The sequence below is a fragment of the Woronichinia naegeliana WA131 genome (assembly GCA_025370055.1).
Lineage (GTDB): Bacteria > Cyanobacteriota > Cyanobacteriia > Cyanobacteriales > Microcystaceae > Woronichinia > Woronichinia naegeliana.
This window is the reverse complement of record CP073041.1, coordinates 6,412,228-6,430,166: the sequence shown is the minus strand read 5'-3', so window position 1 is coordinate 6,430,166 and position 17,939 is coordinate 6,412,228. Positions and strand designations below refer to the sequence as shown.

Sequence of the window (17,939 nt, the reverse complement as noted above, 5' to 3'; positions counted from 1 at the left end):
GTTAATTTTCCTCTCTTTTGTGAGGAGTGATTTTTGTTGACTTTTTGTAGAAAGAAAGGGACAATAGATTAAACAAAATCTGTATTGTGACTTCTTTCCATAAGGAAAAGTTATCTGTGCTTTTTCCGTCCATACTTCCCTAACCCACATTTCTTTCGTTTTTTGACTTTTTCAGCAAGCCCTATTTAACCGTCCTAATAGTTTAGCTTCTTGAACTTTAGCGACCCGAATATCCTCGGCTCTGACATCAGAGTTACAAACAATTTTGACTTCTTTAATATCTTCTAAATATTCCCCCGCTATTTCAAAGAGAGAACTGGTGAAATACCCTGCAATGCGATGGTAACGTTTTGCCCCTTTCAAATGTTCGACCAAAACAGAATGATCGATGCGATGGGTACGGGAAGAGTAACGGTGGATAGGAGATAAATTCATGAAATAAATTTAGATTTCATTCCAGTTTTTTGCAGTAATAAAGAGAGAGATGTGTTTAGGATTACTGGTTGCGACTATAACCTCATACCCCAATTCAGATAGTAAAATTGCCTGGGATGCTAAAATTACATCACCGTCTAATGCTTTATCATCACTGGTTGGTTTTCCTTGTTTTCTGACTTGCGCCCACAGTTCTGCTGCCTTTAACATGACAGGAGTGGTTATCGGCAAATAAATAATTTCTGCCTTGAGTTGATCAAGTCTTTTAATTCCAGATTGCTTATCTGCCCGAATTAGTTCACGTCTTACTTCATAGTCAATAATTTCGGGAAGAACAGGAAAGTAATTTCTACTAGAAAGATTTTTAAACCATTGTTGACATTGTAAAGTTATTGGAGAAACTTTTGGATTTGTGATTAAACCGAGTGGATTAGAATCTAGAACAATTAAGTTAGTCATTAGATAGAAATCCCTTCTGCTTCTGACATAATTTTAAAGGTTTCTGACTGCTCATTTTGATCACCTTCTTCTAGCCAAGACGTTAATAATTTCTTTAATTTTTGTTGTTGAGACAAACTACTTTTCTGTTCAATTTCTTTGGCTAGATGATCCCAGTTAGACTCTTGATTGCCTTGAACAAGCCCCTCAAAATATTGTTTGTTAGTGGATAAATCAGCAGGAAGACTTTGTAAGCTTCCGATAATATCTCCTGCGGTACTCAAAAAAGAATTATCAACCTCGGTAGTTTCTAAAGCTTCGGGGTCAGTAGATTCATCAATCACAATGACAACTTTGAATTTGCCAATGGGCAGGTTCTCAGGTTGGCTGAGTTGAATTTGTCCATTCGCATTAATAGTGGCGATCACCTCGATAGTTTTCATTAATTTATGTCCTTGTATTTAAAAATAAGTGAATTGTAGATTAGGTTCCGAGTCCTTCGTTACGAATCCGATCGCTGATAATCTGAGCTTTTTGGGCCTCCTGGAAGTGTTGATTGTCTAACATTTCAGCGATGTATTGGGCCATAGCGATTAAATGGGGACGTTTAGGGAAGTAGGTATCATCAAGGCTAGTGCGAATTTGGCTAATCACCACCTTTGGGTCTTTGTCTTTCAGGAGTTCTTGGATCGCCATCAGAATTTCACTCAAGAGGGTTCCAGCCAGTTCACCACTTGCGAGTTCACGGGGTTTAAAGTCTTTGGCTCCCTTAAGACGAGCATTATTGGGTTTAAGGGAAGCCATTAAAGGTTGATAGGCGACATGGAAGGCTTTGGCAAAGTTCTGGTAATGATCGAGTTTACTGGCTCCTGTTTGTTCTATGGCTAACATCCGCAAGTAAAAACGCTCTACGCCTGTGATTTCGCCCCAGGTTTCGGGGTTCAGGGCTTTGAGGCGATCAGGAATGAGTAGGTTATTGGCAATTTCCGAGGCATACTGCACGATGTCATCAACGACGGTATTTTCTCCTTTTTGGCGGGGTTGTAGGGCTAGGGCAGTCACGTCTCGGCCATCTACGACGGTGTACTGGGTCAGGACTTTCATGGCGGCGGCATAACCAGCCATTTGCAGATCGGAATCGTTGAAGACGCTTTCCCCATACATTGAGGCTTCTTCGTTGAGATTAAGCATGGCTTCGATTTGGGCGGCTACTTCCTGACGAATTTTGGGCAATAGTCTTTGTTTAAAGGTGCTGGCGGTTTCTAAACGTTTTCGCAGTAACAGAGTAACGGTTCCCTGCACATAGCCGCCTTGTTTGAGGGCTGAACTGGTTTCGGTGGCGATATACCACAGGCACTGACGACCTGTAAGCCTGCGGCCCAGAAGATTGAAACCATATCTGACCAAACGCTGGTGTCTTGATGGATGAACATGACGCACTGCAAGCCGTTATCGGGCATATTTTGGGTCATGGCACTATAGGCGGCGACCATGCCTCGGCGAAAGTCTTCTCCATCGCCTTTAATGGCTAAACTACGGCGGGAATCCCAAATCCATTGATCAAAGGGGGGCGGCGGATTTTTACGGAGCCATGCAATAAAAAATTCGGTGATTTCTTCATAGTTGACTGCATCGGCATAAGGGGGATCGGTTATAAAAATGTCATTACGAATAGATAAAGATTTAACATCTAATACAAATACAGAGTGATTATTTAATATTTTGTTTTTAATCGTCACAGTCTTTCTGGTAAAAGGTTCAATTCCGTCAAGACTTCCTCTACATCCCCAATTAATCAGAGTATTTAGAGCCTGATTTGAAAACATATTAGTTGTAAAATCAGATCCACCGTCAGTTCGAGAACCTGTAAACCAACGTGTTAACTTATTGTTATAATCTAAGCATCTTGCTATTCCTAAGAAATGTATAGACTCTTTACTTATTTTTTTCAAATTACTGATAAGTAATATATTTCTTGGATTAAATAAATGATGCCAATAACGCCAACCTCTTGTCCTAATTGGCTCATCAGTTTTAGCCCCTGCCTCGATTTCCATATCAGGGACTAAACCCTTATCTTGCCAAGTTCTTAAACTTTTTCCAACAATATCTTCCACCTTTTTTTCATTGGCTAAATCCCAAGCCGTTACTGCCGCAAAATAAGTGTCTAAGGTTGATTTTCCCAAAGTTTCTTTCGCAATCCATTGAATACAATAGAGCCGTTCTTGAAAAATATCATCGGGACGGGGTTTAAAATCCGACTTTTCCCATTGTCTAAGCTTATTACGATTGACTTTATCTTGATCCTTGTAATCCCCCCGAATCGTTTTAATCGAAGTTTGATAAACTTTCTCGTCTAATTCATAAATCAAATTTCCGTCCTGTACCGTACCCTTTTCTGCTGTTTCCATTTCCTCCTGACTTGCTCCAGTAATAATCTCAATCTCAAACCGTTTTTCTTGGGGATTAGGAATAAGCTTTGCATATACATTATGCCTTTTCGAGACAGCCCAACTCGGAGACATTGGCACTAACCAACCTGTTTCAGGACAATGAGTTTCCAAACAATATAAATAGGGCTTGCTGAAAAAGTCAAAAAACGAAAGAAATGTGGGTTAGGGAAGTATGGACTGAAAAAGCATAGATAACTTATCCTTATGGAAACAAATCAAAATACAGATTTTGTTTAATATATTGTTCCTTTCTGTCTAAAAAGGTCAACACAAATCACTCCTCACAAAAGAGAGGAAAATTAACACCATTTTTCACAAGAAAAACGACTCTACAACTTTTTACTTTTTGTCTTCTGAAGTAGAGTAGAAAGATTCATTACCAAAAAGTTCATCGCAATTACCGTTTCCGAGGTCTCAGGTAGTTTGGCCATCACTCGACCAAGACTAAATTTCCTCTTTCCCTGTCCGAATTTACCCTCAATGGCATTACGCACTCTTTCATCTGAGCGTGCCTCTTTCTTTTTTTCTTTGCTCACCTCTTTCGGCGGTCTTCCCAATCGGGGACCACTCATTCTTATATCCCTTTCTTTACAATAAGCTCGATTCGCTTTTGTTCGATAGATTTTATCCACATGAACCGATTCCGGATAACATCCTGTTTCCCTTTTATATTCTTCTATTCGCGCTTGTAAATCTCCCGATTCGTTGTAATTATCCCAACTTAATTTGTCTAAGAAGACAAAGCCATTCACATTACTTGCCGATATTTTAGCTCCAAACTCTACTGCTTTTCCCGCTTTTCCACGCACTATTGGACGCACGTGAGGTTGGCTTACACTCACAATTCTGTTTTCTACTTTATTTGTCTTTTTTTCATACATTTCTAACTGTTGCTCATACACTTTTCCTATCGTTACAAGCTCTTCTTGCTCTTTTTTCGTTAGTTTTTCTAACTTTGCTCCCTCTTCTATCATTTTTTCTATATGAGACAAGTTTCTTTTTATATATCCTAGTTGTTTTTTTGTTCCTTTTCTTCTTTCTTTTTTTGACACACGACGTTTTTTTGCTATGGCTAAGTACTCTTTTCTTGCCACTTCCCTATAAGTCCTCGGCTTTTCTTTCCTTTTCTCTTTTATTTCTTCATACAGCTTATCTATTATTTTTTCTGTTTTTTCTCTGGCATCATTCAATATTCCTATATCCGTTGGATATTTTATATCTGCTGGTGTACAAGTCGCATCTAACAATAACTTTCCTTCATTTTCTTTTTTTTCTGACGCTACACCCGTCGCTTTTTTTTCTATTTTTTTATTAATTTTATTTATTAATTCCATTCCTATTTTTTTACGAAAATGAACCATCATTGACGCATTAAATGCTTCTTTGCTACTATAGCTTTCCATTCCTATAAAGTACTGTAAATAAGGGTTCTCTTTTATTTGTTCTACTGTTTCTCTGTCACTTTTTCCTGAAATTTCTTTGATAATTAATGCTCCTAATGCCATTCTAAATGATTTGGCTGGGGCTCCTTTTTTTTCTGTGAAGTTTTTTGCATATTCTTCCTCATATTCTTCCCAGGGAATCATTTTTGACATTTCTATCCAACGATTTTCTTCGTCTAACTGCCCGCCGAACAGATTTTTCAAGTTTTCTGGTGTTTCAATTGAGTACTGTTGCTTTCGGTACATCTGCTTTCTCTCTTCTTAATGCAATGGTTTTGAGGCATTCTACCCTATTTTCGTGCATTCTAGCGGTTCTTAATTCGCCTACTATTTTTCTCCGTAAAGGTCTCAGCTTTTTTCAGCAAGCCCTAATTATCAACTAAGTTGTTCACTATCTAAAACATCTATAGGAAAGGAGCTTAAGCCTCTGTTTACAAGACTTTCAGCAGAGAATCATGATGTAATTTAAATTCGTAACGGCTTATCAACTATCAACTTGTTAGGAGAGATTCCTGACTTTCGTACTCACCAGCTAAATGGGTTTGATATATTAATAGACAGAGGATGGCTGCTAAGTCTGTCCAAAAATGACAGAACTCACCTCAGTATTTCATTTAAACCGAAGTTCACAAAGCTTATTTTAAATAAATTTAATTATAAAGAGGGGGGATAGGGCCTACATTGCGTTATGAGAGGCCTGGCAAAGAGAGATCTTAAAATTTAAATTTGTTTAGCCCAATTGTATCATTAATAATCAGAATTGACAAGTTGTTTACTGACAAAATCAGCTATTCTAATGGACAAAAAACTTTACACTCAAAGCATTCAACTCGTTTTGGAGCTTATTGTCGATTATTAAAAACACACAACATCGCAAAAACAGATGGGGGTGGAGAGACTCGAACTCTCACGAGCTTATAAGGCTCAACGGATTTTAAGTCCGCAGCGTCTACCATTCCGCCACACCCCCGTTTCCTTTTTTAACATCGGTTTTTTACCGACGATTTAACATCATAGCATGGGTGGCTCTAAATACAAATCTCTCCTGGAAAAATTTGTGGATAATCTAGCGCAGCAGAAATTGCAGTGCCAGGGAAGCTACCCCTCGGACGATCGCATCTAATTGAGGAGTGCCGGCCCCATTGGCGCGGGCATCTTGCATTGCTTGTAGATTTTTCAGAAAATTTTGGGCCGTATCATAACCATCGGTATTTTTCTCCTCCTCAAACAATTTGGAAGCATATTCGACATTTTGTTTAGCCGCCGTTTCATCTCCCATTTTTAACAAGGCCAAGCCGCGTCCTAGATAACCCGGCGCGAAATGGGGATCTAAATCCAGAGCTTTGTTGTAATTGCTCAGAGCCGCCTTAAAATTTCCCTTACGGCTTTCCAATAACCCCCAACCGAAGAAGAGTTCGGGAGTTCCGGCATTGGTCGGCATTCCCACCACTCCCTGGACAAAGGCAGAATCCAAATTGGTAGCAGTCAGATTGGCATTGGTTAAATAGGCTCCTCGCAGATCTGTGCCATTCATGATCGCGCCCCGCAAATCGGCTCCGGTTAAATTCGCACTGTTAAAAGATGTTCCACTCAGATTCGCTCCCGTGAGATTGGCCCCACTCAAATTGGCCTGACTGAGATTGGCCCCCGCCAAGTTGGCCCCCGCTAAATTAGCCCCCGTTAAATCGGCAAATACCAGCCCAGAACCACTTAAGTCGCACATAGGACATTTTTTTGTACTCAGTAATTGCGCCAGTTGATTAATATTTTCGGCGATCGCCGGAGCAGCAAGCAAAACCAATAGCCAAAAACTGGTTAAAGTACGAAGGGAAATAGACATAGGATTCACCAGGAACTCCATTTATTCTAGTCAATTCTCATAGCCCGATCAGACGGTCATCAAACCTCAACTCTTGCTCATCTCAAATCAGGAAGAAACATTTACACTTACAAAAAGGCGATATACTTACCCTACTCACAGTGTACTTGTCTTAAGCTTTTAGGGCGACCATCTTTTTTTTGAATGCTTATTGGTGTTTTAGCCATTTTATCGGCCTCAGCAGCCGCCGGAATGCGGATTGCCCTACCACTCCTGATGATTGGCCTTTTACAGGATGATCTATGGTCAAACGTGCCAATTTTAGGGCGTATTAACCCAAGAATTTTAATTGCCATTCTAACCAGTTGGTCTTTATTTGAATTATTTGCCTCTAAACGACTACTCGGCCAGCGAATTTTGCAGATTATCCAACTCTTATTTAGGGCTTGCTGAAAAAGTCAAAAAACGAAAGAAATGTGGGTTAGGGAAGTATGGACTGAAAAAGCATAGATAACTTATCCTTATGGAAACAAATCAAAATACAGATTTTGTTTAATCTATTGTTCCTTTCTGTCTAAAAAGGTCAACACAAATCACTCCTCACAAAAGAGAGGAAAATTAACACCATTTTTCACAAGAAAAACGACTCTACAACTTTTTACTTTTTGTCTTCTGAAGTAGAGTAGAAAGATTCATTACCAAAAAGTTCATCGCAATTACCGTTTCCGAGGTCTCAGGTAGTTTGGCCATCACTCGACCAAGACTAAATTTCCTCTTTCCCTGTCCGAATTTACCCTCAATGGCATTACGCACTCTTTCATCTGAGCGTGCCTCTTTCTTTTTTTCTTTGCTCACCTCTTTCGGCGGTCTTCCCAATCGGGGACCACTCATTCTTATATCCCTTTCTTTACAATAAGCTCGATTCGCTTTTGTTCGATAGATTTTATCCACATGAACCGATTCCGGATAACATCCTGTTTCCCTTTTATATTCTTCTATTCGCGCTTGTAAATCTCCCGATTCGTTGTAATTATCCCAACTTAATTTGTCTAAGAAGACAAAGCCATTCACATTACTTGCCGATATTTTAGCTCCAAACTCTACTGCTTTTCCCGCTTTTCCACGCACTATTGGACGCACGTGAGGTTGGCTTACACTCACAATTCTGTTTTCTACTTTATTTGTCTTTTTTTCATACATTTCTAACTGTTGCTCATACACTTTTCCTATCGTTACAAGCTCTTCTTGCTCTTTTTTCGTTAGTTTTTCTAACTTTGCTCCCTCTTCTATCATTTTTTCTATATCAGACAAGTTTCTTTTTATATATCCTAGTTGTTTTTTTTGTTCCTTTTCTTCTTTCTTTTTTTGACACACGACGTTTTTTTGCTATGGCTAAGTACTCTTTTCTTGCCACTTCCCTATAAGTCCTCGGCTTTTCTTTCCTTTTCTCTTTTATTTCTTCATACAGCTTATCTATTATTTTTTCTGTTTTTTCTCTGGCATCATTCAATATTCCTATATCCGTTGGATATTTTATATCTGCTGGTGTACAAGTCGCATCTAACAATAACTTTCCTTCATTTTCTTTTTTTTCTGACGCTACACCCGTCGCTTTTTTTTCTATTTCTTTATTAATTTTATTTATTAATTCCATTCCTATTTTTTTACGAAAATGAACCATCATTGACGCATTAAATGCTTCTTTGCTACTATAGCTTTCCATTCCTATAAAGTACTGTAAATAAGGGTTCTCTTTTATTTGTTCTACTGTTTCTCTGTCACTTTTTCCTGAAATTTCTTTGATAATTAATGCTCCTAATGCCATTCTAAATGATTTGGCTGGGGCTCCTTTTTTTTCTGTGAAGTTTTTTGCATATTCTTCCTCATATTCTTCCCAAAGAATCATTTTTGACATTTCTATCCAACGATTTTCTTCGTCTAACTGCCCGCCGAACAGATTTTTCAAGTTTTCTGGTGTTTCAATTGAGTACTGTTGCTTTCGGTACATCTGCTTTCTCTCTTCTTAATGCAATGGTTTTGAGGCATTCTACCCTATTTTCGTGCATTCTAGCGGTTCTTAATTCGCCTACTATTTTTCTCCGTAAAGGTTTCAGCTTTTTTCAGCAAGCCCTAATTAATGCTCCTAATGCCATTCTAAATGATTTGGCTGGGGCTCCTTTTTTTTCTGTGAAGTTTTTTGCATATTCTTCCTCATATTCTTCCCAAAGAATCATTTTTGACATTTCTATCCAACGATTTTCTTCGTCTAACTGCCCGCCGAACAGATTTTTCAAGTTTTCTGGTGTTTCAATTGAGTACTGTTGCTTTCGGTACATCTGCTTTCTCTCTTCTTAATGCAATGGTTTTGAGGCATTCTACCCTATTTTCGTGCATTCTAGCGGTTCTTAATTCGCCTACTATTTTTCTCCGTAAAGGTTTCAGCTTTTTTCAGCAAGCCCTAAATACGCCTTAGCTCGATCACCCCGTTCATTATGTTCAATCCCCAACGTCACAATTTCTTGATCCACTGCTTCCGCCACTTCTCTCTGAGCCTGTTCAATTTCCGCCCGCCGTTCAGGGCTTGCCCCGATAATATTCAACGCCCCCCAGGTCAACATACAAGCCACAGGGTTCAAATCTGACGCATAGACATCACACCCCAACCGCGCTGCCTCAAAGGGAATAGAGCCACCCCCACAAAACGTATCTCCCACCTTCGGACGATGCCCAAACCGCAAAATCCCCAACTGCTCCACCAACTCCTGATGGGACTGAGCCGAAATCCCAAACCGACCTAAATGGGCATTTACTGCTGGCCAAATGGGGCCATACAACATCTCTGGATCAAGTTCCTCTGGTCGCTTACAGAGATTTACCTTTTCTTCATAGGTCAACCCCTCCAACGCCAAGCCATAGATTTTTTGCTTCTCTGCGTCTGGTAAACCCCGCTTCCAACGAACCTTAAGCGGTATTTGCAAAGGAAAAGTTAGGTTGGCAATATTGTCTTCATTGTCCCCCCCTTCAAAAAGAGGCAAATTTTTCCCCTTCGGTAGTATGTAATCAAAAAAATCCCAGGGATTCTCCAACCTAATCCGTTCCGCCAACTCCGCCACCTTTAATTTCGGTTCCCTGCGAGAAAAAGACTCATCGGCGATCGCCATCAACTGCTCAAAAATCTGTAAATCTGCCTCTAAATCTTCCGTTACTGGTAACAAACAGCCCAAGACAATAGCCCGCACCATAATCAACGGTTTACGACCCTTCCAGTACGACCCCAACGCCGTTAAAGTTTGCCCCGCTCCTGCCTTTCGTTCCTTCTGTGCCTCCGCCGAAATTTTCTGGGCGGGAAAGATGCGCTCAATTAGGGCTGGGGTATCTCGTAGGGCAAAGGGAGTTAGATTAGACATAGACAAGTACACTGACTTTAGTTTTATTATTATGAGCCATAATGAAAATTCAATACTTTTCTGAAACTGATACTTTAGCCATTGAATTGACCCGTAACCCCGTTGTTTTAACTGATGCGGTATCAGATGATCTTATTTTGGACTATGACGAGCAAGGTAAGGTAGTGGCTATTACCCTCGATAATTATTCTCAAAATGTTGATGAAATTAATCTTCAATCCTTTGCTCTACCTTTAGTAACCGCTTAAAATTATGCCTACTTTAGTTGAATCTCCCCCCAAACTATACAGTCCCGCCGAATATTTAGCCCTAGAAGAAAAGTCCGAACAGAGAAATGAATACCTAGACGGAGTAATTATCCCGATGACTGGTGGTTCCCTGATTCACAATCAAATTATTATCAACCTCTGTACATTTTTGCGAATTGCCTTAAAACCGAACAAAGGTAAAGTTTTTGCCAGTGATCTGCGGGTCTGGATACCTGAAACCCGTCGCTATACCTACCCCGATGTTTTGGTTATCCACGATGAACCCCAGTTTTATGAAAACCGTACCGATACCATCCTGAATCCAGTCTTGATTATCGAAGTATTGTCCCAATCCACGTCAGACTATGACCGAGGCGATAAATTTAAAGCTTATCGTTCCATTCCCAGTTTTCGGGAATATTGGCTGGTGAAACAATCTGAATTACAAGTTGAACAATATTGCAAAACCGATGATGAGACCTGGCTTTATCGCACCTACGAAAATCCTCAAGCCACACTGCGATCGCCGATCTTAAATCTGGAAATGACCATTCAAGATATTTATGAAGATGTGGATTTTAAGCCACTTCCAACAGACGAGCATTCAAAATAGTATTACGGCTGAGAGGAGTAATTTGTGACTCTGCCACCGTAATAACGGCGATCATTTCCCCCGTCGCATTAAACACTTCCAAACTATAACCATCTTCTCCTTCAGCAACAGCATGATGCTCAACAATCGTCGCCACATCGCCTCGACAGAGTTTGTATTTAGGGCTTGCTGAATAAGTATAGAACCCTTGCCAGATAATGCTTTCAAGCATTTTAAAAACGATCAGGTGCAAGGTTATGGCCTTTGGAGGCTCAAAGCCCATGCACGTCGTTGGAAAACTGGGGGTTGAAATTGGAAACTACTCTCTGAAGTCACCATTTTTCGCCTCCTGTGGCATCTAGGTTCGTTTTGTGGACTTTTTCAGCAGACCCTATTTAGGGCTTGCTGAAAAAGTCAAAAAACGAAAGAAATGTGGGTTAGGGAAGTATGGACTGAAAAAGCATAGATAACTTATCCTTATGGAAACAAATCAAAATACAGATTTTGTTTAATCTATTGTTCCTTTCTGTCTAAAAAGGTCAACACAAATCACTCCTCACAAAAGAGAGGAAAATTAACACCATTTTTCACAAGAAAAACGACTCTACAACTTTTTACTTTTTGTCTTCTGAAGTAGAGTAGAAAGATTCATTACCAAAAAGTTCATCGCAATTACCGTTTCCGAGGTCTCAGGTAGTTTGGCCATCACTCGACCAAGACTAAATTTCCTCTTTCCCTGTCCGAATTTACCCTCAATGGCATTACGCACTCTTTCATCTGAGCGTGCCTCTTTCTTTTTTTCTTTGCTCACCTCTTTCGGCGGTCTTCCCAATCGGGGACCACTCATTCTTATATCCCTTTCTTTACAATAAGCTCGATTCGCTTTTGTTCGATAGATTTTATCCACATGAACCGATTCCGGATAACATCCTGTTTCCCTTTTATATTCTTCTATTCGCGCTTGTAAATCTCCCGATTCGTTGTAATTATCCCAACTTAATTTGTCTAAGAAGACAAAGCCATTCACATTACTTGCCGATATTTTAGCTCCAAACTCTACTGCTTTTCCCGCTTTTCCACGCACTATTGGACGCACGTGAGGTTGGCTTACACTCACAATTCTGTTTTCTACTTTATTTGTCTTTTTTTCATACATTTCTAACTGTTGCTCATACACTTTTCCTATCGTTACAAGCTCTTCTTGCTCTTTTTTCGTTAGTTTTTCTAACTTTGCTCCCTCTTCTATCATTTTTTCTATATCAGACAAGTTTCTTTTTATATATCCTAGTTGTTTTTTTGTTCCTTTTCTTCTTTCTTTTTTTGACACACGACGTTTTTTTGCTATGGCTAAGTACTCTTTTCTTGCCACTTCCCTATAAGTCCTCGGCTTTTCTTTCCTTTTCTCTTTTATTTCTTCATACAGCTTATCTATTATTTTTTCTGTTTTTTCTCTGGCATCATTCAATATTCCTATATCCGTTGGATATTTTATATCTGCTGGTGTACAAGTCGCATCTAACAATAACTTTCCTTCATTTTCTTTTTTTTCTGACGCTACACCCGTCGCTTTTTTTCTATTTCTTTATTAATTTTATTTATTAATTCCATTCCTATTTTTTTACGAAAATGAACCATCATTGACGCATTAAATGCTTCTTTGCTACTATAGCTTTCCATTCCTATAAAGTACTGTAAATAAGGGTTCTCTTTTATTTGTTCTACTGTTTCTCTGTCACTTTTTCCTGAAATTTCTTTGATAATTAATGCTCCTAATGCCATTCTAAATGATTTGGCTGGGGCTCCTTTTTTTTCTGTGAAGTTTTTTGCATATTCTTCCTCATATTCTTCCCAGGGAATCATTTTTGACATTTCTATCCAACGATTTTCTTCGTCTAACTGCCCGCCGAACAGATTTTTCAAGTTTTCTGGTGTTTCAATTGAGTACTGTTGCTTTCGGTACATCTGCTTTCTCTCTTCTTAATGCAATGGTTTTGAGGCATTCTACCCTATTTTCGTGCATTCTAGCGGTTCTTAATTCGCCTACTATTTTTCTCCGTAAAGGTTTCAGCTTTTTTCAGCAAGCCCTATTTAGAAGCTAATGGAGAAGTCAAAACCACTCAACACCGACGTTGGAATGGGAAGTATTTCGAGATTTGGCACTGCCGTTATCTCAATCAGATTCCCCTGCGAGACCAACAGCCTGCTTTGTTGGTTAACTGGTGTGAGCTAAAAATCCACCGCGAATCCGATGCTCAACTTCTTTATCACAATAGTTGGATTACCAATCATTTTCTCACCCCTCACATCGTTCTTGATGTCTGTCGTGCTGGACGGACTCGTTGGCGTACTGAGAACGAGAATCACAATATTCTCAAAAATCGAGGCTATCACTTAGAGCATAATTTTGGGCATGGTAAACAACACCTCGCCTCTGTTTTGCTTATCCTGAATTTGCTGGCTTTTCTCTTGCACACGGTTTTAGGTTTGGTTGATGAACGTTACCAGAGAATTCGCGTCCAACGCGGCACTCGTAAGGGATTCTTTCAAGATATTCTCTCTTTGACCAAATATCTGTTCTTTGAAAGCTGGCATCATCTTTTAGATTTTATGCTTGATGACTCAGTTTCTCTCGCTGTCTCGAATTCTTCCTAGTTGATTAATTGGCAATTTTCATAGCAAAACCCTTGCCAGTAAATACATCGAGCCTTTTGTATCTTTGACTACATTCTGAATTTGGAATTGCTGATTGATGACCAGCAATTCCAAATTCAAACGGTAACATAGGATACAGACACGATCTTGTTTTTATGGATACAAGAGATATTGACCTAATCTCTGAGTTTTTTTGCATTCCCTCCTAGAATCTCGGTCTCTTAGAGGGGTGCGACCTTTAGTTGATAAAAGCTGTTGTAATCAGGGTTCTACAGGGAACCCATATTGATCAAGTTTTGCCCAAAATTGACTCCATCGTTCCTTGGTCAATACCAAAGCTCGTAGGCTCAAAATAATTCCTGCTCCTTTTTCCTTCCATCGCATTCCTGAACAACATAATCGTTGTTTGACCAACGTCTTACAAGCTGCTTCCGTAACACCTGAACCAATCGGATACTTTTTCTCTAAGTATTCAGCATAATCCATTTGATGCTGATGATTCTCGTAATAAGTAATCGCCGCTTGTAGTTTCTCGGTAAGATTCTTAGAATGACTTTTTTCTTCTTTGACTTCTTTCATCAGATTTAGCAGTTCTCCTGCTTTTCCTTTTTCATGCTTGAGTTCTCGACAATTTTCAGTCAACCATTCTTTTTGTTTTGACACGGTATTCGGATGCAACGCTTCTGCCAAGGCACCTAAGTAACCAGAGGCATGATAGAAATCTAATATCTGTTCTTCCGTTTGCTTTTCTAAAAACTTCCAATTTGATTCTGCCCCGTCTGCTATCCCGACCAATGTTGCCTCTGGATAACGGTTTTTCGCTCGCTCAATTTCTCTTTCCAATCTTTCTAGAAAACTCTTTTTTCCATACTCTGGTGCCGCACCTAGATAGATTGTAGGTTGACGTTCTCCCTCACTATCGTATAGGGAAACGGTTCCCACCATTGCTTCACGGTAGCCATCCTCACACATCAGCATACAGGTTCCATCTAATCCTATTCCCACTGTTGCAATTTGGCTATCCTCCTTGGGCGGGGCATAACTCCACGCTTCTTCTTTTGCCTGTACCACACTTCCTACTGCTTCACTCAATCTTTGGATATAGGATAGCGCTACTTTTCTACCATGATTTTCTAATAAATCATTTTTCACCTCTTTGCCTGCCATCCCTGACATTTTTGAGGATACCTGTTTTGCCAATAATGGCGTTGATGTTATGATTATCCTTGATTCTCTTTCTAAGGGGCAATACGTTTTTCCTCAAAGGTGAACGCTGATATACATGACGATTCACTATAACCTCACCATAAGGTGTTTGATATTCTTTCGGTTGCTCTCCCTTACTCTTCCAGATTTCTTCACCGATTTTTAAGGGTGAACCATCTGTATCTAAATATTTCAAGGCTTCTTTGCTGGCGATGCAACCTACTTCGTTTAAGCCTTTTTGAATATTTATTTCTGTATCCAACATTGAACGACTGAGTTCTAATGTTAGTTCTATTTTTATCTTTGAACCCTCTACATTAATTAGTTTTGCTGTCATCATTGTTTCCTCTTTGTCACTTTTCATCCCATGTTAACACTTTTCTTTTCCTTCATCAACTAAAGGTCACACCCATTGGTCATCCCGTAACGCATAACGCCTTGTCATATTCACACCTCTCTTCAATGTATATTTTGTCTCCTAGCTTGTCATCATTTAAATCTTCTGCTTTTATTCCTTCTCCTAATAGGTGTTCTAATGCTTTTCCTTTAAAAAATTCACTAAACAAATATAACGGAGCATTAATACATCCTAAGCAGTTTAATATCATTGCTTTTACTATTGTACCTACACTGAGCTTTTCTTGAGGATGAGTTCCCACTTCCTCATCGATAATTTCTACTAAACCCATTTCATCTATAATTCCCGCTACGATTCCTAAGTGGTCGAGGTCTTTAATATTTAGGTTATTCATTTTTACTGTTGATTCTATCTAAGGGCACTGGTATCGTCTGATCAAAGTTGGAAAAAGTTATGGTGTAAGGCTTTGAGAAAATAGAAAAATAGTTTAAGACTAGACATCGGCTCGTTTTTATTATACTATTATTATTGTCATTATATCAAAGAAGAGGGAAACAGAAAACAATGTCAATATTAAAGAAAAGCTCTATGGAAGTCCTAAATGATGTTGGCTTGTGCCAAGAGAAAGAGGATGCCTTATTCAAGAAAAACTGTCCTCATTGCTATAGTGAAAAAGTAAAAATACATTCTCATTATCAAACGAAAGGTAACGGGGAACGTAAAATGTTCATTTGTCAAGAATGTAGTTCTTGTTTTGCTGAGACTTATGGTAGCGTAATCGCTGGCTTAGAAACCCCATTAAGTGAAATTGTAAAAGTATTAAAAGCCAGAATGGAAGGAATAGGATTAAATGCAGCAGCCCGAGTATTCGGCTACGCGAAAACAACAATATTGAATTGGGAAAAGAAATTATCAGGATTACAAGAGACATTATTTTTATACGCCTTAGTGAATGAATTTGTTAAATTAGTAATAGAAGGGGATGAACTATACACAAAAGTTGGAAAAAATAAAGAAGCAAGTGCCTCTGAGGGGTGGACAATCGTGCTCATGGACAGGGCTAGCCGCTTTATTTGGCATTTAAAATGTGGTCGAAAAGAGCAGAAATTATTTCTAGAAGCAATGATGACGGTAGCGAAATTATTTGAAAGGAGTGCAGAATCTCTCCAGTTATTTACAGATGGAGAAAAGCGATATAGTCAACTGCTATTTAATATTTGTCACGAAGTATTAAGGACTGGAAAGCGAGGTCGTCCCACCAAAGTATTACCGAAGGGTCTTGTGGTAAGACTAAAAAATAAGAGTAGTAAACGTCGAGATTCTGAGGGTAAACTAAAGAAAGTAGAAACTCCGAAAACTGAACATCCTGAGACAACAGAAAAACCAGAAGAAAAGGACATCCATGCCAACCACGTTGAGGCATTTAATAGTGCTATCCGACGCTATTTAGCCGCCTTTCGCCGTCGTACAAATACTTATGCTAAATCTGTTGTGGGATTACAGCGAGTCCTAGATATTTTCTGGATGGTTCATAACTTTGTTCGCAGCCATTTTACGACTAGAGAAGTTCCTGCTGTAGCTCTCGGTATAATTGAAAAAGGGTTTACTTGGGAGGACTTACTCCAAATTCGCCTGATTTCTTGAACCTCTCGTATTGCAACGTTTGTAGCTTCTAGCTAGACGATACCAGCGCCTATCTAAGACAAGACTCCATTTTAGAACTTTATTGACATTTTTTATCCTTGCCCGAAATCAATGCACAAGTACCGATACTAGCTCGCGTGAACTAGTGTTCCTCTTCGACAACCTGCGGAATGTGGGTTGTATCGTAACGATTGATGCCATGGGAACTCAGACAAAGATTGCCCAACAGATAGTAGGGCGAGGGGGAGATTATGTTTTGGCATTGAAAGGCAATCAAGGTAATCTATGCAGGGCAAACGCATCTTATCCGAGTAAAACCTTAAGGAGATAGTCCTCGTCCCAACCAGCGCGTAGCCGTTTATTCTTGATACCAAGTTTCAGAGTATTTTCCTTTGTGAGCAAGTTAAGAGCGATATGGCGTAAGACGGCTGAATTCTCAGGAGCAAAATCCTTACGAATGCGACAAGCATCCTCGTTGAAGGCCAAGTCTAGAACCCAATGTAAAGAGTTTTCTATCAACCAATGACTACGAACAGATTGGGATAATTTTTGAGCATTACTCGGCAGGCTACTGATATAGTAGCGAGTCTCATACTCTGTTTTGTCTTTCAATCGTCTCTCCGCTTTAATCATACAGATGCTCGTCAACTTTGCCCATTTCTCCGCACCCAGCAAAAATTCTGTTTGTTCCATCGTCCAGCAACGGCGAATTTCAATCCGTCCATGTCCCTTGTCTATTGTTTGATGAAAATCATGCTTAATTCCCGCAAAATTAACCGATTGAGCATGAGCAAATAATTGTTCAACATCCTCACATAGATTACCTTGATTGCCTTTCAATGCCAAAACATAATCTCCCCCTCGCCCTACTATCTGTTGGGCAATCTTTGTCTGAGTTCCCATGGCATCAATCGTTACGATACAACCTTTGACCTCTAGCATTTTCAGGAGTTTGGGTATCGCCGTGATTTCATTCGATTTGCTTTCCACCTTGCACTGTCCTAGTACTAGACGATTTGCTGTTGCCCATGCACTTACCATCTGAATTGCGCCCTTTCCGTTGGCATTATCATAGGAGTGGCGAAGGGTTTTGCCGTCAATCGCTATCACTTCCCCTTCACTTACCTCCGCTATACTTTTGACCCAATGCAGAAAACAGTCTTGAAATTGCTCTGGATTCAGACTAGTAGTCCAAGGCGTAAGTTTGGGTGCTATAAAATTTAAGCAACCAAAACCTTCCCCCGA

13 protein-coding genes, 1 tRNA gene and 7 pseudogenes are annotated in these 17,939 nt (G+C 39.6%); 5 read left to right on the top strand and 16 right to left on the bottom strand.

Annotation, left to right across the window (positions count from 1 at the left end):
• Nucleotides 1-171: 171 nt before the first annotated feature.
• From KA717_32645 to KA717_32610, 8 genes and pseudogenes are all read right to left on the bottom strand, one after another.
• Nucleotides 172-435: a hypothetical protein gene (locus KA717_32645; protein ID UXE60296.1), complete on the bottom strand. Its 264-nt coding sequence runs from the start codon at nucleotides 433-435 to the stop codon at nucleotides 172-174.
• A 9-nt stretch (nucleotides 436-444) separates the two neighbouring features.
• Complete coding sequence (locus tag KA717_32640; protein UXE60295.1) at nucleotides 445-894, bottom strand: hypothetical protein; 450 nt, start codon at nucleotides 892-894, stop codon at nucleotides 445-447.
• The gene (locus KA717_32635; protein UXE60294.1) at nucleotides 894-1,301 is read right to left on the bottom strand and encodes a hypothetical protein; all 408 of its coding nucleotides are present in this window, start codon (nucleotides 1,299-1,301) and stop codon (nucleotides 894-896) included. Before KA717_32635 ends, KA717_32640 begins: the two co-directional genes overlap by 1 nt.
• A 55-nt stretch (nucleotides 1,302-1,356) precedes the next feature.
• Nucleotides 1,357-2,175 carry a hypothetical protein gene (locus KA717_32630; GenBank protein ID UXE60293.1) on the bottom strand — a complete coding sequence of 273 codons (819 nt, stop codon included), beginning with the start codon at nucleotides 2,173-2,175 and terminating at the stop codon, nucleotides 1,357-1,359.
• Nucleotides 2,136-3,437, bottom strand: a complete 1,302-nt coding sequence (locus KA717_32625; protein UXE60292.1) for a hypothetical protein — start codon at nucleotides 3,435-3,437, stop codon at nucleotides 2,136-2,138. Before KA717_32625 ends, KA717_32630 begins: the two co-directional genes overlap by 40 nt.
• Nucleotides 3,438-3,676: 239 nt before the next feature.
• Nucleotides 3,677-5,014 (bottom strand): annotated as a pseudogene (locus KA717_32620) (IS5 family transposase).
• 638 nt (nucleotides 5,015-5,652) lie between these two features.
• A tRNA-Leu gene (locus tag KA717_32615) sits at nucleotides 5,653-5,738 on the bottom strand.
• A gap of 96 nt (nucleotides 5,739-5,834) precedes the next feature.
• The gene (locus KA717_32610; GenBank protein UXE60291.1) at nucleotides 5,835-6,608 is read right to left on the bottom strand and encodes a pentapeptide repeat-containing protein; all 774 of its coding nucleotides are present in this window, start codon (nucleotides 6,606-6,608) and stop codon (nucleotides 5,835-5,837) included.
• Between the two features lie 183 nt (nucleotides 6,609-6,791).
• Between KA717_32610 and KA717_32605 the strand changes: the two genes are divergently transcribed.
• Nucleotides 6,792-7,040 (top strand): DUF4126 domain-containing protein, encoded by a 249-nt coding sequence (locus tag KA717_32605; protein UXE60290.1) that lies wholly within the window; start codon nucleotides 6,792-6,794, stop codon nucleotides 7,038-7,040.
• 216 nt (nucleotides 7,041-7,256) lie between these two features.
• Here the strand turns inward: KA717_32605 and KA717_32600 are convergent.
• From KA717_32600 to KA717_32590, 3 genes and pseudogenes are all read right to left on the bottom strand, one after another.
• Nucleotides 7,257-8,595 (bottom strand): annotated as a pseudogene (locus KA717_32600) (IS5 family transposase).
• A gap of 124 nt (nucleotides 8,596-8,719) precedes the next feature.
• Nucleotides 8,720-8,923 (bottom strand): annotated as a pseudogene (locus KA717_32595) (IS5/IS1182 family transposase).
• A 102-nt stretch (nucleotides 8,924-9,025) separates the two neighbouring features.
• On the bottom strand, nucleotides 9,026-9,994 hold the full coding sequence (locus tag KA717_32590; protein UXE60289.1) for a DUF1156 domain-containing protein: 969 nt from the start codon (nucleotides 9,992-9,994) through the stop codon (nucleotides 9,026-9,028).
• A 41-nt stretch (nucleotides 9,995-10,035) separates the two neighbouring features.
• On the opposite strand from KA717_32590, the gene KA717_32585 reads away from it, so the two are divergent.
• Nucleotides 10,036-10,242 carry a DUF2283 domain-containing protein gene (locus KA717_32585; GenBank protein ID UXE60288.1) on the top strand — a complete coding sequence of 69 codons (207 nt, stop codon included), beginning with the start codon at nucleotides 10,036-10,038 and terminating at the stop codon, nucleotides 10,240-10,242.
• Between the two features lie 4 nt (nucleotides 10,243-10,246).
• Complete coding sequence (locus tag KA717_32580) at nucleotides 10,247-10,855, top strand: Uma2 family endonuclease (GenBank protein ID UXE60287.1); 609 nt, start codon at nucleotides 10,247-10,249, stop codon at nucleotides 10,853-10,855.
• On the opposite strand, the gene KA717_32575 is transcribed toward KA717_32580, so the two are convergent.
• Together KA717_32575 and KA717_32570 are read right to left on the bottom strand one after the other, a co-directional pair.
• Nucleotides 10,821-11,066 (bottom strand): DUF4926 domain-containing protein, encoded by a 246-nt coding sequence (locus KA717_32575; protein ID UXE60286.1) that lies wholly within the window; start codon nucleotides 11,064-11,066, stop codon nucleotides 10,821-10,823. The two genes, KA717_32580 and KA717_32575, sit on opposite strands and share 35 nt — an antisense overlap.
• 393 nt (nucleotides 11,067-11,459) lie before the next feature.
• Nucleotides 11,460-12,796: pseudogene (locus KA717_32570) on the bottom strand (IS5 family transposase).
• A 246-nt stretch (nucleotides 12,797-13,042) separates the two neighbouring features.
• Here KA717_32570 and KA717_32565 point away from each other — a divergent pair.
• Nucleotides 13,043-13,486 carry a hypothetical protein gene (locus KA717_32565; GenBank protein UXE60285.1) on the top strand — a complete coding sequence of 148 codons (444 nt, stop codon included), beginning with the start codon at nucleotides 13,043-13,045 and terminating at the stop codon, nucleotides 13,484-13,486.
• Nucleotides 13,487-13,747: 261 nt separating this feature from the next.
• On the opposite strand, the pseudogene KA717_32560 reads toward KA717_32565, so the two are convergent.
• A pseudogene (locus tag KA717_32560) lies at nucleotides 13,748-15,029 on the bottom strand (ISKra4 family transposase).
• 127 nt (nucleotides 15,030-15,156) lie between these two features.
• Nucleotides 15,157-15,444: pseudogene (locus KA717_32555) on the bottom strand (DUF4277 domain-containing protein).
• Nucleotides 15,445-15,614: 170 nt separating this feature from the next.
• Here KA717_32555 and KA717_32550 point away from each other — a divergent pair.
• Entirely contained in the window at nucleotides 15,615-16,694 is a 1,080-nt protein-coding gene (locus KA717_32550) for an IS1 family transposase (protein ID UXE60284.1), read from the top strand.
• Nucleotides 16,695-16,997: 303 nt separating this feature from the next.
• Here KA717_32550 and KA717_32545 read toward each other — a convergent pair.
• Nucleotides 16,998-17,876: pseudogene (locus tag KA717_32545) on the bottom strand (ISAs1 family transposase).
• Nucleotides 17,877-17,939 lie beyond the last annotated feature (63 nt).